The following is a 15,025-nucleotide window of genomic DNA, read 5'->3' as shown; positions in this document are numbered from 1 at the left end:
GAAAGACTATTCGTGGGGCCTCGGCACGGTCAAGGCAGCCCATGTAGGTGTGAGCTTGAAATCATCACGCAAGACGTGCGCGGCGACGCCGAGCTCCTCCAGATGAAGGGCACATTTCGGGGTCGCGACCCACGCGACGTCCCGCGAAATCGCGCGCGCGTCGGCCGGACCGTGGTCCGGCGCCGACACGACCACATCGGGCTCGAGCGCACGGATGAGCCTCTCGGGGCGCGCGAGCGCGGTGAAGAGCCCGAACGGCCGCGGCGGCAGCGCGGCGAGGTCGATCGATCGCGGGACGTGGATCACCTCGTCCGCGAGCGCGAGCAGGACGTCACGCGGCGCGCGGAGATCGCCCGCCGGAGCTTGCCGGCCGTCGCCCCACGGCGCGTCCGCGTCGAGCGCGAGGATCGAGAGCCGGCGCGGCGGCGGGCTCGTGATCGCGAGCGGGCCGTCGAGGACGAGGGTGTCGGTGTGACGCGACGCGAAGTCGATCGCGCGCTGGCGGCTCTCCGCGATCACGACGCGGAGGCCCGCGCGCGCGGCGACGAGCGCCTCGTCGCCCGCCGCCGCGACGCTCTCGCGCGGATCGACGAACCGCGCGGTGCGATCGCGCGCGCAGTAGCCGTGCCCGACGAGGATGCTCCCTTCGAGCGCGCGCGCGCACGCCATCGCGATCCGCGACTTCCCGGAGCCGCCGAACGTCGCGCCCCCGACGCACACGAGCCTGACATGCGGCGGCACGACCGCCGGCCGCACGAGCCCCCGCGCGAGGAGGGGGCCCACCACCTCCGCGATCGATCGCGACACCGGGCCTGCGCGCTTGCTCTTCTCCGCGAGCCAGGCCGCAGCTCTTCGTGCGCGCGTCACGGCGCCACGATATACCCGACCCGACAGCTGCGAACGAACGAGGACGATCTGATGGACTACGTGCATCTCGGCCGAACCGGCCTCAAGGTGAGCCGCCTCTGCCTCGGGACGATGAACTTCGGCCCGCAGACGACGGAGGAGAATTCCTTCGCGATCATGGACCGCGCGCTCGAGCTCGGGATCAACTTCTTCGACACCGCCAACGTCTACGGCTGGCGCAAAGGTGAAGGTTGGACCGAGCAGATCATCGGCCGCTGGCTCGCGCAGGGCGGCGAGCGGCGCGAGAAGGTCGTCCTCGCGACGAAGGTCTACGGCACGATGGGCGACTGGCCGAACCAGTCTCGGCTCTCCGCGCTCCACATCATCCGCGCGTGCGAGGCGTCGCTGAAGCGCCTCCAGACCGACGTGATCGACCTCTACCAGATGCACCACGTCGATCGCGCGACCCCGTGGGACGAGGTCTGGCAAGCGATGGAGACGCTCGTCCGCCAAGGCAAGGTGATCTACGCCGGCTCCTCCAACTTCGCGGGCTGGCACATCGCGCAGGCGTCGGAGCGCGCGCGCCAGCGCGGCTTCCTCGGCCTCGTGTCGGAGCAGAGCCTCTACAACCTGCTCGATCGGACGATCGAGCTCGAGGTGCTCCCCGCGTGCGAGGAGTACGGGCTCGGCCTGATCCCGTGGAGCCCGCTCAAGGGCGGCGTCCTCGGCGGGGTCATGAAGAAGACGGCGGAGGGCCGGCGCGCGAGCGACCTCGCGCAGAAGGCGATCGCGAAGCACGGGCCCGCGATCGAGAAGTACGAGGCGCTCTGCGACGAGATCGAGATGCCGCCGGCCGACGTCGCGCTCGCGTGGCTCCTCGCGAACCCGGTCGTCACCGCGCCGATCGTCGGGCCGCGCACGCTCGAGCAGCTCGAGGCCGCCCATCGCGCGCTCGGGCGCAAGCTCGACGAGGGCACGATGAAGGAGCTCGACGCGATCTTCCCCGGCCCCGGCGGAGCGGCGCCGGAAGCGTACGCGTGGTGATACGATAGCCGCCGTGAGACGCTTTCTCTTCGCTTCCGCGGCGGCGCTCGCCCTCGTCGCGGCGTCCGGCGACGCGCGCGCCAACGGCCGGTTCCCCGAGTCGAACCAGATCGTCTTCGGGAAGAACGAGCCCGACCTCGTCCTCGTCCGCGTGACGTTCGGCATCCTCGTCTCGCACGACCGCGGTCAAACCTTCGACTGGGTCTGCGAGACCTCGATCGGCTACACCGGCGTCGAGGATCCGATGTACACGGTGACCCCGTCGGGGCGGTACATCGGCTCGACGTTCCAGGGCCTCACGATGACGAGCGACAAGGCCTGCAACTGGGCCCTCGTCGGCACGCCGCAGCCGTACATCGATCTCGCGGCGAACCCGAACGACGCCCAGAACGTCATCGCGCTCTCCACCGTCTACAAAGGCCAGGACGACGCAGGGAACGTGAAGTTCGCGTCGAGCGTGGCGGAGACGAAGGACGAGGGCAGCACGTGGAGCGACATCGGTCCCCCCCTCGACGACACGATCCTCGGGCACACGCTCGACTTCACCGCGTCCGATCCGGACCGGCTCTACGTGACGGCGATCCGCTACAACGGCAGCACGCCGGTCGGCCTGCTCTACACGTCGAAGGACCGCGGCAAGAGCTGGTCGGAGCAGGTCGTGCCGCTCACGGGCACGGAGCGCGCGGTCTACATCGCGGCGGTCGATCCGCTCGACGCCGAGATCGTCTACCTCCGCACCACGAACAACCCGGACAAGCCGGGGCGCGTCATCTTGCGCGAGCGGAACCCGAGCGGCGACGACGGCGTCTTCCGCACGATCTTCACCGGGCTCGCGCCGCTCGAGGGCTTCGCCCTCACCCCCGACGGCAAGAAGGTCTACGTCGGCAGCCCGCTCGACGGCGTGTGGGTCGCGAGCACGGCGGACTTCCAGTTCACGCAGAAGTCGAAGGTCGAGGTGAAGTGCCTCGCGCTCCACGGCGAGGAGCTATGGGCCTGCTCCAACGAGAAGATCGGCTTCATCGCCGGCGTCTCGAAGGACGACGGCGCGACGTTCACGTCGATGCTCAACTTCTGCAAGATCCGCGGCCCGCTCTCCTGCCCCGCCGGCTCGACGACGGAGACGCAGTGCCCCGCGCTATGGGCCGCGCAGCGCGACGTCCTCGGCTGCGACGGGACCACCCCGAACCCCGAGGGCGGCGCCTTCACGGACGGCGGCGGCTTCCAGCCACCGTCCAACGGCGACAACGCCGGCGGCGGCGGCTCGTGCGACTGCCAAGCGGTGCTCCCCCCCAGCGGCTGGAGCACCGCCGGCGGCACCCTCGCCTGCGCCCTCGGCGCCGCCGCAGCCCTCTTTCGCCGCCGCGCCCGCGACCGAAAACCCTCCCCGCGCAAGTAACGAGGCCCGCGCGGCGGCGGCCAACGGCCCACGGTCATGCGAGCAAGCAACCGGGGCCCCAGAAGCGGCCGCGAAAGCGGGCGCGAAGCGCCCCGAGCGCGCAGCGCGAGGGCCGTGTCTGGGGTGGGGCGTCGGGGCGAAGCCTCGACGTTGGGAGCGCGGGTGTCGGGGCGAAGCCCCGACGTTGAAAACCAGGTGATGGACTCGGGGAGGGTGCGTCGGCTGGGGCGCGGGCGTGATGTGGAGCGGAAGGCAGAGGCCTCGCGACGCCGCATACCGAAGGCAGTTGTGGCGTGCTGGAGAGTCGTGCACGCCATAAAAATGGCTTGTTCGACGCCTGCGCGCTGGGACGCGCGAGTGCGTCCCTACTGGTCGCCGGCGTCGGCGGTGCTGGGGTTGCTGCCGCTGCTGCCGGGGCCGCCCGAGGAGGAGGAGCCGCCCGACGACGAGCCGCTCGACGAGCCGTTCGAGTTGCTGCCCGACGTTCCGTCCGACTGACCGGGCCTCGTCACCTCACCGTCGTCGTCGTCGTCGGTGATGACCGGCGGGAGCGGCTGCGGGTTCAGCGGATCGATTTGCGGGCCGGGGTCTGGCGTGCTCTCGGCCGCGCAGCCCACGACGGCGGCGGAGAAGGCGACCGCCAGAATCGCAATCCGATAGAGGCTTCGTTGCATCCTTGTGCCTTTCCGCTTCCGCGATGCTCCCGTAGCTCGCTGACGCAAGGATGAGTCCATGTTCAGTTCCCCTGGAATTCTAGCAAACGGGGAGGCCGGCCCCGCTGCGGGTTGTGCCGTTTTTGGCTCAACCCGGCACAGTCTACACCTCGAAGTCCGCCTTTTCGAGGATCTCGCGGACGCGCCAGAGGAAGGTGTTCGCAGCGACGCCGTCCACGATCCGGTGGTCGTAGCTGAGCGCCATGTACATCACCGGGTGGATCGCCATCTGGTCCTCTTTGCCGGGGCCCTCGACGACGACGACGCGCTTCTTGATCTCGCCCATGCGGAGGATGCCGACGTTGGGCTGGTTGATGACCGCGACGCCGAAGAGGTTCCCCTTGAGGCCGGGGTTCGAGACGCTGAACGTCGAGCCCGAGAGATCGTCGATCGTGATCTTGCCGTTGCGCGCGCGCGTCGCGACGTCGTCGATGCCGCGGACGATGCCGCGGACGCCGAGCTCGTCGGCGCGGCGGATGACGGGGACGACGAGGCCGTCGGGCGAGTCGACCGCGACGCCGAGGTTGATGTCCTTGTAGACGACGTACGCGTCGTCGAGGACACGCGCGTTCATCGTCGGGTTCTCGCGCAGCGCGCGCGCGACCGCGACCGCGACGAAGGCGAGCATCGTGAGGCTCATGCCCTCCTTCTTGTAACGGTCCTTGTGCGCGTCGCGGAGCTTCGACGCCGCCCACAGATCGCACTCGGCCACCGTCACGACGTGCGGCGACACCTGCTTCGAGTACGTCATGTGATCGGCCGTGATGCGGCGGCGACGCGTGAAGGGGACGACCTTGTCGCCCGGCTTCTCGCGGTACGCCGGCAGCTTGAACGAGCCGAAGCCGGCGCCGGGGACGGGCGGCTGGAACCCGCCGCCCTCGTTGATGATGCGCGCGATCGCCGGCGCGTCACCGCCGCGATGAACGACGGTCGGCGCCGGGGACGAGGCGGGCGCCGCCGCGCGCGCGACGTCGTCACGCGTGATGCGGCCGTGCTCGCCGGTGCCGGTGACGCTCTTCAGATCGACGCCGTGCTCGAGCGCGACCCGGCGCGTCGACGGCGTCGCGAGCGGCGCGCTCGCCGGCGGCCGGTTCGACGGCGGCTGCGGCTCCGCCGTCTTCGTCGCGATGTTCGGCGACGCGGGATGCGGAGCGGTGCCCGTGCCGGCGGCGCTCTCGTCGATCTGGCAGATGACGGTGCGCACAGGCACGACGTCACCTTCCTTCGCGAGGAGCTTCGCGACGCGACCGCCCGCGGGCGCGGGGAGCTCGCTGTCGGCCTTGTCCGTCGCGATCTCGGCGATGGTCTGGTCCTTCGTGACCACGTCGCCTTCTTTGACCAGCCACTTCGTGATGGTCCCCTCAGTCACGCTCTCGCCGAGCTGCGGCACCGTAACGTCGATCATTTCGGGGCCAAGCTACCTTAGGCACGGGCCGAGTTCACGCGCCTTTTCGGCCCGTTGAATCGCGCCACGCCCGGCCCGTCCCTCCCCTTTGGTGAAAAATCCCGCCGCTCTCGCCGCCGCGGGGTCGCCGCCGCAGGCCGCGCCGGGGGCGCCGATCCGGCCGGTCGGCCCCGTCACCGCGAGCTCCACGATCGCGCTCGGCCTCGCAGGCGAGCGCCGCCTCGCCTTCGTCGCCGACGAGGACGCGAAGGCGGTGCTCACCTTCGACGACCGACGCGAAGCGCGAGCTCGCGACGACGCCGGTCGGCGGGACGCCGGCGCAGGTGCTGATCGCGAACGACCGCGTCCTCGTGACGCGCGGCCCGAACGCGGCCGTCGATACGCGACTGCAGTCGCTGCGCACGACGATGGATCATGCCCACCAATGTAGCGCATGCCTCGCACCGCGGGCCCCCCTGCGGATCACGTCCTGACGAACGACGCGAGGAAGTAGCCGTCGGTGCCGTGGCGGGACGGCAGCAAGCGGAACGTCGTCTCGCCCGTCGCGATGCTCGCGTCGAAGGGGGCGGGCGCGAGGCTCGGCGCGTCGGCGACGACGTCCTCCGCCTCTTCGCGGAGGACGCTGCACACCGCGTAGACGAGGCGGCCGCCGGGGCGGAGCAGCGTCGCGGCCCGGCGCACGATCGCGCGCTGCGTCTCCGCGAGCGCCGCGACGTCGCCGAGCGCGCGGCGCAGCGCGAGCTCGGGGCGCCGCCGGAGCGTGCCGGTGCCGGAGCACGGGGCGTCGACGAGGATCCGATCGTACGGCCCCGTCGCGCCGCCGGCGCCGCGCGCCCAGTCGACCGCGAAGGTCGCGCGCGGCGCGAGGCCGATGCGCTCGAGCTCGCGCGCGAGGCGCTCCAGCTTCTTCGGGTGGAGGTCCGCCGCGTCCACCGCGCCGCCGGGCAGGACCGCGCGCGCGAGGAGACCCGTCTTGTTCCCCCGCCCCGCGCACGCGTCGAGGACGACGTCGCCCGCGCGCGCGCCGAGCGCGAGCGCGACGACCTGCGAGCCCTCCTCCTGCGCCGTCCACGCCTCCGTGCCCGCGCCCGGCAGCTCCGCGAGCTTCCCCGCGCCACGCGCCACGATCGCGTGCGGCGACGCGCGGCCGGCCTCGAACGTCGCGTGCGGCCGCGCCTCGCGGAAGCGCGCGAGCCACGCGTCGCGCGCGGACGCGTCTTCGATCCGGAGCCCGAGCGGCGGCGCGTCGCCGGCGAGGAAGATCGCGCGCGCCTCCTCCTCGCCGATCGCGCGCACCACCGCGTCACGCAGCGCCGGGTCGACCGACGCGAGCGCCGCGCGGGCGAGCTCCTCCTCGCTCGGCCGCGGCTCGGCCGCGATCTTGCGGAGGACCGCGTTCGCGAACCCCGCCACCTTCGCGCCGCGCAGCCCGCGCACCGCGGTGACCGCCTCGTTCACCGCCGCGAACGCAGGGACCCGCGTGAGGACGAGGACCTGGTACGCCGCGAGGACGAGGTGCGCGCGCACGAGCGGCTCCACCGCGTCGAGCCCGCGCGTGGCGTGGCGCGCGACCCGCTCCTCGAGCCACGGCAAGAGCCGCAGCGCGCCGTAGACCAGCTCCGTCGCGAGCGCGCGATCGCGCGGCTCGAGCTGCACCGCGCGCTCGAGCTCCGCGTCGAGGGCGGCGGCGGCGAAGGCCGCGTCGGACGCGACGCGCGCGAGGACGGTCGCGGCGACGCCGCGCGCCGTGGGCGGAGCAGGCATACGCGGAGCTATTCGCCCTTGATCTTGAGGCTGAGCGGCGACGAGTACGCCGCGTCCTCGTGGCGGAACGTCTGGATCTGCACGACCGCGCGCTCGCACGCCTTCAGCACGAGCCCGCCGCCGTTGCCCTTCGTGAGGCCGGGGCAGAACGCGCTCCCGCCCGACTCCGGGCTCTTGTACGTCGAGCCGCCCTCCGACACGACGCCGGTGCACGCCTTGCGCTCGGCCTCCGTCGCCGGCTCCGTCGCTTGCTTGTAGAATGCAAGGAATGCGTCGCCCTTGCCGTCGTCCGCGCACTCTGCCCACGCCGACAGGGTGAGGTTGCCCGCGGTCGCGTTCTGGACGATGACGTAGTGCGACGGCTGCTCGGCCGGGATGAACGGGACGTTCGGGCACTGCCCGCCCTGCGCCGCCCAGCGCGTGAGCTGCGGCGAGAGCGCCCAGTCGATCGTGCGCGTGTGCGTCGCCGTGTCCATGTGCACGTGCACGCCGGTCGACTCGCACTGCACCAGGATCTTCGACTCCGGCGTAACCGTGCTCGTGCCGCCGCCGGGCGTCGGGTTCGTCACCGTCACGTTGATCGACGTGCCGCCGTTCTGCAGCATCGACGCCGGCACCACCACCGTGAGGCGGCTGCCGTCGACGTAGGTCGCCGGGACCGACGTGGTGCCGAGCTTCACCGTGCTCGTCGCCACGAAGCCCGCGCCGAGGATCGTGAGCGGCGTGTCGGGGCTCCCGAGCGCGATCGCGGACGGGTTGACCGCGTTGATGGTCGGCTTGCCGTTCGTGACGGAGACGTCCTTCGTCGCGGTGGTGGGGCCGCCGCCCGGCTCCGGGTTCACGACCTTGATCTTGAGCGTGCCCGCGGTCGCGAGCTGCGCGGCGGTGATCGTCGCCTTGAGCTTCGTCGGCTCCGCGAGCGTCGTCACGGCGGGCGCGTCGTCGATGGTGATGACGGACTGCTCGAAGAAGCGCGAGCCCGTGACCGTGATCTCGGTCGGCCCCGAGCCGGCCGGGATCGTCGACGGCGCGACGGGGCTCACCGTCGCGAAGAGCGGGGTCGGGTACAGGACCTTGAACGCGACCGGGTTCGACACACCGCCGCCGGGGGGCGGGTTCGACACCGCGACGGGGACCTCTCCCGGCGCCGCGAGCGCGGCCTGCGGGACGCTCGCTCGGAGCTGGTTGCCCGCGACGAGCGTGGTGGTGAGCGGCGCGCCGTTGAACACGATCCCGCTGCCCGGCACGAAGCCGGTCCCGTTCACGGTGAGCTCGAACGTGGCCGCGTTGATCGCCTTGTTGTCCGGCGTGATCGAGGTGACGGTCGCGCTCGGGTTCGTGATCGTGAAGGCGATCTCGTTCGAGGCGCCGCCGCCGGGGACCGGATTGAGCACCTTCACGAGCACGCTCGTCGACGCGCTGAGGAGCGCCTGCGGGATCGTCGCCTCGAGCTCGGTCGCCGACTTCACGGTCGTGGCGAGCTCGGCGGTGCCGAAGTGGATCTTCGCGCCCGCGACGAAGCCGCTGCCCGTCACGGTGAAGGGCGTGTTGCCGGCGCCGGCGAGGGCGGCGAGCGGGGCGAGCGCGGTGAGCGCCGGCTTCGGGTTCTCGATCGCGAACACGAGGTCCTTGCTCGTGCCGCCGCCGGGCGCGGACGTGTGGACGGTGACGCTGGGCCGCCCGACCGCCGCGAGCTTGGCGCTCGGGATCGTCGCCTGGAGCTCCGTCGCGCTCGTGAACGAGGTCGGGAGGTCGGCGCCGTCGAGCTGGACGACCGAGCGCGGCTCGAAATCGCTGCCTTTCACGACGATCGTGAGATCTGCGGACCCCACGATTCCCTTCTCCGGCGCGATCGACGCGAGGACGGGCTCCTCCGCCTTGTCCGGCTCCTCCGGCGGCGGCTTGTCCGTGATCGGGCGCGGCGGCGGATCCTTCTTCGCCGCGTCCGGCTGCTGCGCGGGGGGCGGGCCGCCGCCGGCGTCGGGGTTGGCGGCCTCGGGGCCGGGCTCCGTTCCGCCGGAGCAGGCGGCGACGAGGAGGACGAAGGCGGCGACGACGCCGACAAAGAAGGAGGAGAGACGGTGAAGGCTCATGGTGCTCACTCCGCCCTGATCTTCAGGGTCGGCGGTGGGGTGAAGGTCGTGCTCGCGAAGTCGAAGGGCTGGATGTGGACGACGGCGCGCTCGCACGCGGCGAGGGTGATGCCGCCGCCGTTCGCCTTGGTGAGGCCGGGGCAATTCGCGCTCCCGCCGGAGTCGGGGCTCACGTGCGGCGAGCCGTCGGCGACGAAGCCGGTGCACTGCTGCCGCTCGGGATCGGAGGCCGGCGCGCTCGCGCGGCGATAGAGCGCGAGGAACGCGGCGCCCTTGCCGTCGTTCGTGCAGTCGGCCCACGCGGACAGCGTGATCGGGCCCGCGGTCCCGTTCTGGACCACCGCGAAGCGCCCCGGCTGCTTCGTGATGACGGGCGAGAGCGTGACGTTCGGGCACGTCCCGTCCGAGGTCCACCGCGAGAGCAGCGGCGCGCCGGCGAGCTCGGTGTCGAACGCGTGGATCGTCGTCGTGTCGGTGAGGTTCGCGACGACGTCTCCGCCTGGATCGCACCCCACCGTCACGTTCGCCGGCGCGCTCGAGCCGCCGGTCGCGCCCGCGTTCGTGACCACGATCGGGATCGGCCCCGGCTGCGCGAGCAGCGCGGCGGGGAGCACCGCCGAGAGCTCCGAGCCGCTCTTGTACGTCACCGCGAGCGGCTGCCCTCCCGCGGTCGCGGTCGTCGCGGCGACGAAGAGGCTCCCGCGGATCGTGATCGGCGTGTCGGCCGCGCCGGCGACGAGCGACGACGGCTCCACCGCGGTGACCTTCGGCGCCGCGACCGGGAGCTCGAGCGTCACGTCGGCGGAGGTGCCGCCGCCGGGCGCGGAGGTCTGCACCTTCAGCGCGAGGCTCCCGACCTTCGCGAGGTGCGCCGGCGTGAGCGTGACGCGGAGCTGCGTCGCGCTCACGAACGTCGTCGCCGCGACCGGCGTCATGCCGATCACCTTCGATCCGTTGACGAACCCGCTCCCGTTCACGGTGACCGGCGTCTGGCCGGAGCCGGCCGGGATCGACGGCGGCGTGACCGACGTGGCGACCGGCGCCGGGTTGGTCACGCTGAAGACGACGGGCTCGCTGACGCCCCCGCCGGGCGGCGGGTTCTCGACCGCGACGGGGAGGTCTCCCACGAACGCGGTCGCGCTCGCGGGGACGGTCACCTTCAGCTCGCCGGCGGTCCCCCCCGCCATCGGCGTGAGCTTCGTCGTGTTGAAGAGGACCGTGCTCGTCCCGACGAATCCAGTACCTTTGACGATAAGCTCGAGCTCGCCGGATCCAACGATAGTCCCGTTGGGCGTGATGCTCTCGATCGTAGTGCTGGGGTTCGAGATCGTGAACGCGATCTTCGTCGACGCCCCGCCGCCGGGCGCGGGCGTCGTGACCGACACCGGGACGCTCGCCGACACCGTGAGCGCGGCGGGCGGGATCGTCCCTTCGAGGTGCTCCGCGTCCTTGAAGGTGGTCGCGAGCTCGGTCGTGCCGAACATGATCTTCGAACCGCGCACGAAGGTGGTGCCGACGACGGTGACCTTCGTCGCGCCGGAGCCGGCGACGACGGAGAGCGGATCGAGCGCGATGACCTCCGGCGGCGGGTTCTCGACCGCGAACGGCAGCGCCTCGCTGTCGCCGCCGCCGGGGGCGGGCGTGCGCACCGACACCGCGAGCTCCCCCACCTCCGCGAGCTTCTCGGTCGGGATCGTCGCCGCGAGCTCGGTCTCGCTCCGGAAGCTCGTCTCGAGCGCGACGCCGTCGACGCGCACGACCGAGCGCGGCACGAACCCGGTCCCGGTGACGACGACGGTCGGGCCGATCGATCCGAGCGCCGCGGCCGCGGGCTCGAGCTTCGCGGCGGTCGGTTTGTCCGCCTCGTCCGGATCGACGCGCGAGACGGGCTCGGTGATCGGGCGCGTCGGCGCGGTGGTGGTCCCGCCGTCGGGCGCGGGCGCGGGCGCGGCGCCGCCGCCGTCCTCGCAGCCGGCGGGCGCGACGAGGCAGAGGAGCACGAAGAGGCAGGCAAAAAAACGTTGGGCGCTCAATTGACCATCTCCCGGACTTGGCTGACGACGGCGTCCCAGTGCCATTTGCGGGACACGTCGTTCTTGAAGGCGACGAGCATGAGCAGCGCGAGGACGCTGATGCCGACGAGGCTCGAGAGCGCGCGGGTCCGCACGCTGACGGGGCGACGGCGGATCCACTCGATGAAGAAGAGCAGCAGGTGCCCCCCGTCGAGGACGGGGATCGGCAGCAGGTTCAAGAGCCCGAGGTTCACGCTCGTGACCGCCATCGCCCACACGAAGTAGGTGGTCCCCTTCGCGCCCGCGTCCCCCGCCACGTCGTAGAGCGTGATCGGCCCGCTCACGGTCGCGAGGCTCACGCGCCCCTGCGCGATGCGCACGAACCCGACCGCGATGAACTTGATCGCGTTCAGCGTCTCCTCGAACCCGCGCCGCACCGCATACAGCACGGGGTGCGGGTTCGGCACGAGCTTGGCCGCGACGCGCGGCTGCCAGTGGGTGGTGCGGAACACGTAGCGCTCGTAGTGCTGCCCGAGGTCGTCGTCCCACCGCTCTTTCCGCAGCTGGAACGTGCCGGACATGCGCTCGCCGTCGCGCGTCCACACGAGCTCGTGCACGCGGTTCGGCTCGCGCAGGAGCGATCCGACGAGCGAGTTGTCGGCCATCGTGTGGCCGCCGCGCCGCTCGACCTTCCACATCTTCTGCGGGACGCCGTCGAGGAGGGCGATGCGGTCGCCGGCGCGGAGCCCCATCTTGTGCTCGCTCGATCCTTCCGGCACGAACGCGGCGTACATCTCGACGCCCTCGATCCCGGTCCGCTCGAACACGTCCTTCGCGCGCGCCTCGGGGTCCCCCTCCTTCACGATCGCCCCGTCCGCCCGCGCGCGCGGCGCGAGCGACGCGATGCCGGTCTCGAGCACCGCGAAGTCGGCCAACCCTCCAAGCCCTTGCGGCACCGGCACCGGCCGCACGTACGTGAGCACGACGTTGTCGCCGCGGTTCTGCGAGAGCATCTTCATCAGGTCGACGAGCGTCTCGACCTTGCGCCCGTTCACGGCGGTGATGCGGTCGAACGTCCGGAGCCCCGCGCGCCACGCCGGCGAGTCGGTGCGCGGGATGCCGATCACGGACGCGGCGAACGTCGGCGCGATCCCGACGCGCCCGACGTGCTCGAACAGCTCGAGCTCGCTCGGCTCGACGACCTCGATCTCGTCGCTCGGCGTGACGTCGACGTCGACCGTCTTCCCGTCGCGGTCGAGCGTGACGCGGAGCGACTTGCCGGCGTTCTTCGCGAACGCCTTCTGCACCTCGGGGAAGCTCGCGACGGCGTTCCCGTCGATCGCGGTGATCGTGTCGCCGGGGAACAGCTTCCCGTCGGCGGGCTTGCCCGGCAGCACGGCGCCCACCGTGGGCGGGAGGAACTCTTTGTCCTCGAGGTACACCGACGTGTAGAGCGCGACGGGGAACACGAGGTTCATCGCCGGCCCCGCGAGCACGATGACGACGCGCTTCCACAGCGGCTGCGCCTCGAAGGTGCGGTGCTTCTCCTCGGGGAGGATGGGCTGCTCGGCCTTCCCTTCTTCGAGCATCTTCACGAAGCCGCCGAAGGGGAGCAGGCCGATGCAGTACTCGGTCTCCTTGCCGCGGACCTTCAGCACCTTCGGCCCGAAGCCGATGGAGAACGTCAGCACCTTCACCCCGAACAGCTTCGCGAACGCGAAGTGCCCGAACTCATGGATGAAGATCAGGATGCTGATGAAGAGGACGAAGTAGAGGAAGTCCACGCGGCGCGGCCCGCCTCCTCATCCGTTCGCACGGCCCCGGCGTCAAGCTCCCACGCGAGCCACCGCCGCGCCAGCAAGCACGACGACGACAAGGGCGGCGGGAGGAGCCTCACCTTCCCCAGACGTAGGCCTGCGTGACGGGCGAGCCGCCGCGGTACTTCGAGGTGCCGGCCGCGCGAACGGGTCGTGCCGCGGCACGTTCGCGAACGCTGGTCTCTCGCCCCACGGCCTCGAGCGCGCTCGCGGCGCGTGCGCGGGTGGCCGGATCGCGCGCCGGCGCGGCGGCGAGCACCGAGGCGCGATCGACGCGAGGGAGGAGCGCGACCGCCTGGTCACGGGCGGCATCGGTGACGAGCACGTCGCCGCCGGGGCCGAGCCAGACGGCGGCGACGACCGCGGGTGGCAGCGCGCGACGAAGCGCCCGGACGACGGCGACGACGTCACCGTCGTCGTCGGTCGAGAGCAGCACGTGCGCCGCCGCGGCGCGCTGCTCGATGTCGGCGCGCGCGTCGTCCAGGATCGCGACGAGCGCCCCCGCGTCGAGGGACGCGCTCCGGTAGCCCTCGACGCGCCTCCGCGCGATCCGGCGAAGCCAGCCCACGAAATCGCGATCGGCGCGGGCGAGCGCGGCGATCGGCGCGGGGCGCTCGGCGACCCGCCACACCTCGACGTCGTGCATGATCGACGCCATGACGCGAGGGCTCGCCCGCACGACGCATCGCGCCCCGCCGGCTCGCTCGAGCCTGAGCGCCCCCCCACCCAGCCTCTCGACGACGGTGGCCGCCTCGATCTCCGCGAAGGGCACGTACACGCTCGGGCCGCGCGCCCTCGTCAGCCGCACGCCGCCCTCGTCGACCGCCACTTCGGTCCGCTGAAAGACGCGGTGCAGGAGCGACCGAAACATGTCCGATCACCATAAGGCGCCATACGCATCGCGCCACGGCTTGGGTTGGCTTTGCCCTCAAAGCTTCTACCCCGGCCACGTTTCGGTGCGCACCCCGGACTTTCGGTGCAGCCGCGTCACGGACGCTCCGGTCGGTGTCTCGGGCAGGCTACCTAGGTCAACTTCCTCTGAAACACGTGGGGAGCGCCCCCACAGGTTTTTTCGTGGGGAAAGTGCTGGTGCGGGCCGCTCGCGCGTATGCCTTCACGGATCAACTCCGAAACGCGGAGGTTGAGATCCTTCTGTTTCATCTGTTTGAAGTTCATCGTGCCGGCCAGTTTCGCTACCGCCGCTCTGGCCGGTCCGTCGCCAAGTGCGCGCATCTCGGGTCCCGTCCAAGACTCAATGCCGGGGGGCGTTTGCACCTCGTAGCGGTCAAGAACCCGCTCGATACGAAAAGCACGTAACTCGCCGAGTCCTCTCGCTGTGGAAGTCGCGCGACCGATGAGCAGAACCTCGATCGCCTCTTGATGGTCGGAGGCGCGAAGGCGTTCGATGATTGCATCCGCCGCGAGTCTTGCGGCGGATTGCACATTCGCGTCTGTCGATGCAGGACCCGCCGAGCGGATCAGCGTTTCGAGCTTCACGCCACCGATTTCGAGGAGGCCCGCATGCGCAATGAGCAGATCCTTCGTGAGCCTGAACGCCTTCGGATAATCATCGCGGTGAGATCCGTCGATCTCAAAGCGTCGTTGGTCGCTGCCAACAGCGATTCCTTCGGCTCCATGGACTGCGACGATGATCGTCATGATGGCCGTTACACCATTGCTTACCCGCGAACGCTGATCTTGACGTCCGTTCTTCCGCCTTGCGGATCGACGATCACGAACCAGTGTCCTCGACCCGGACGAATGACGGCGGGCGACTGCTCAAAGAATCCGCCCTTGTAGCGGACGGATCCTCCTCGCTTCCATGTGTGGAGGTTCTGCTGGTCGACTACGAGAACATCTGCGGCGCTGCCGCTCATCTCCACGACGATGGCGCTCGTCGGGCCTGTGTTCACTTCCCAAACGCCAGCCATCGGA

At 71.2% G+C, this 15,025-nt stretch carries 12 protein-coding genes; 2 read left to right on the top strand and 10 right to left on the bottom strand.

Going from position 1 to position 15,025, the window contains the following annotated elements; all coding sequences use genetic code 11:
- Positions 1–6 precede the first annotated feature (6 nt).
- Positions 7–867, bottom strand: a complete 861-nt coding sequence (locus KF837_03635; GenBank protein ID MBX3226372.1) for a tetraacyldisaccharide 4'-kinase — start codon at positions 865–867, stop codon at positions 7–9.
- 51 nt (positions 868–918) lie between these two features.
- Here KF837_03635 and KF837_03630 point away from each other — a divergent pair, with 51 nt between their 5' ends.
- Complete coding sequence (locus tag KF837_03630; protein ID MBX3226371.1) at positions 919–1,890, top strand: aldo/keto reductase; 972 nt, start codon at positions 919–921, stop codon at positions 1,888–1,890.
- Positions 1,891–1,903: 13 nt separating this feature from the next.
- Positions 1,904–3,286, top strand: coding sequence for a hypothetical protein (locus tag KF837_03625; GenBank protein ID MBX3226370.1), 1,383 nt, complete (start codon positions 1,904–1,906; stop codon positions 3,284–3,286).
- A gap of 365 nt (positions 3,287–3,651) precedes the next feature.
- Here KF837_03625 and KF837_03620 read toward each other — a convergent pair whose 3' ends face one another.
- The 9 genes from KF837_03620 to KF837_03580 form a co-directional block, all read right to left on the bottom strand.
- Entirely contained in the window at positions 3,652–3,960 is a 309-nt protein-coding gene (locus KF837_03620; protein MBX3226369.1) for a hypothetical protein, read from the bottom strand.
- Between the two features lie 142 nt (positions 3,961–4,102).
- Positions 4,103–5,404 carry a 2-oxo acid dehydrogenase subunit E2 gene (locus tag KF837_03615; GenBank protein MBX3226368.1) on the bottom strand — a complete coding sequence of 434 codons (1,302 nt, stop codon included), beginning with the start codon at positions 5,402–5,404 and terminating at the stop codon, positions 4,103–4,105.
- 462 nt (positions 5,405–5,866) lie between these two features.
- Positions 5,867–7,168 carry a Sun protein gene (locus KF837_03610; protein MBX3226367.1) on the bottom strand — a complete coding sequence of 434 codons (1,302 nt, stop codon included), beginning with the start codon at positions 7,166–7,168 and terminating at the stop codon, positions 5,867–5,869.
- A gap of 8 nt (positions 7,169–7,176) precedes the next feature.
- Positions 7,177–9,261 carry a hypothetical protein gene (locus KF837_03605; protein ID MBX3226366.1) on the bottom strand — a complete coding sequence of 695 codons (2,085 nt, stop codon included), beginning with the start codon at positions 9,259–9,261 and terminating at the stop codon, positions 7,177–7,179.
- Between the two features lie 5 nt (positions 9,262–9,266).
- Positions 9,267–11,294, bottom strand: coding sequence for an IPT/TIG domain-containing protein (locus KF837_03600; protein MBX3226365.1), 2,028 nt, complete (start codon positions 11,292–11,294; stop codon positions 9,267–9,269).
- Positions 11,291–13,057 (bottom strand): RIP metalloprotease RseP, encoded by a 1,767-nt coding sequence (rseP, locus tag KF837_03595; protein MBX3226364.1) that lies wholly within the window; start codon positions 13,055–13,057, stop codon positions 11,291–11,293. Before rseP ends, KF837_03600 begins: the two co-directional genes overlap by 4 nt.
- Before the next feature lie 109 nt (positions 13,058–13,166).
- Positions 13,167–13,961, bottom strand: coding sequence for a hypothetical protein (locus KF837_03590; GenBank protein MBX3226363.1), 795 nt, complete (start codon positions 13,959–13,961; stop codon positions 13,167–13,169).
- 152 nt (positions 13,962–14,113) lie between these two features.
- Positions 14,114–14,749 (bottom strand): hypothetical protein, encoded by a 636-nt coding sequence (locus KF837_03585; protein MBX3226362.1) that lies wholly within the window; start codon positions 14,747–14,749, stop codon positions 14,114–14,116.
- A 20-nt stretch (positions 14,750–14,769) separates the two neighbouring features.
- The gene (locus KF837_03580; GenBank protein ID MBX3226361.1) at positions 14,770–15,021 is read right to left on the bottom strand and encodes a DUF1883 domain-containing protein; all 252 of its coding nucleotides are present in this window, start codon (positions 15,019–15,021) and stop codon (positions 14,770–14,772) included.
- Positions 15,022–15,025 lie beyond the last annotated feature (4 nt).

It is taken from the genome of Labilithrix sp. (assembly GCA_019637155.1).
Classification (GTDB): Bacteria; Myxococcota_A; Polyangia; order Polyangiales; family Polyangiaceae; genus Labilithrix.
Note: the sequence above shows the minus strand (reverse complement) of the source record. Positions and strands in the feature narration are given on the sequence as shown.

What these genes read in the sequence shown, in the direction of transcription:
- KF837_03630 (MBX3226371.1), top strand. Translation starts at nt 919, where the DNA reads ATGGACTACGTGCATCTCGGCCGAACCGGCCTCAAGGTGAGCCGCCTC.
- KF837_03620 (MBX3226369.1), bottom strand. Translation starts at nt 3,960, where the DNA reads ATGCAACGAAGCCTCTATCGGATTGCGATTCTGGCGGTCGCCTTCTCC.
- KF837_03615 (MBX3226368.1), bottom strand. Translation starts at nt 5,404, where the DNA reads ATGATCGACGTTACGGTGCCGCAGCTCGGCGAGAGCGTGACTGAGGGG.
- KF837_03610 (MBX3226367.1), bottom strand. Translation starts at nt 7,168, where the DNA reads ATGCCTGCTCCGCCCACGGCGCGCGGCGTCGCCGCGACCGTCCTCGCG.
- KF837_03605 (MBX3226366.1), bottom strand. Translation starts at nt 9,261, where the DNA reads ATGAGCCTTCACCGTCTCTCCTCCTTCTTTGTCGGCGTCGTCGCCGCC.
- KF837_03590 (MBX3226363.1), bottom strand. Translation starts at nt 13,961, where the DNA reads ATGTTTCGGTCGCTCCTGCACCGCGTCTTTCAGCGGACCGAAGTGGCG.
- KF837_03585 (MBX3226362.1), bottom strand. Translation starts at nt 14,749, where the DNA reads ATGACGATCATCGTCGCAGTCCATGGAGCCGAAGGAATCGCTGTTGGC.
- KF837_03580 (MBX3226361.1), bottom strand. Translation starts at nt 15,021, where the DNA reads ATGGCTGGCGTTTGGGAAGTGAACACAGGCCCGACGAGCGCCATCGTC.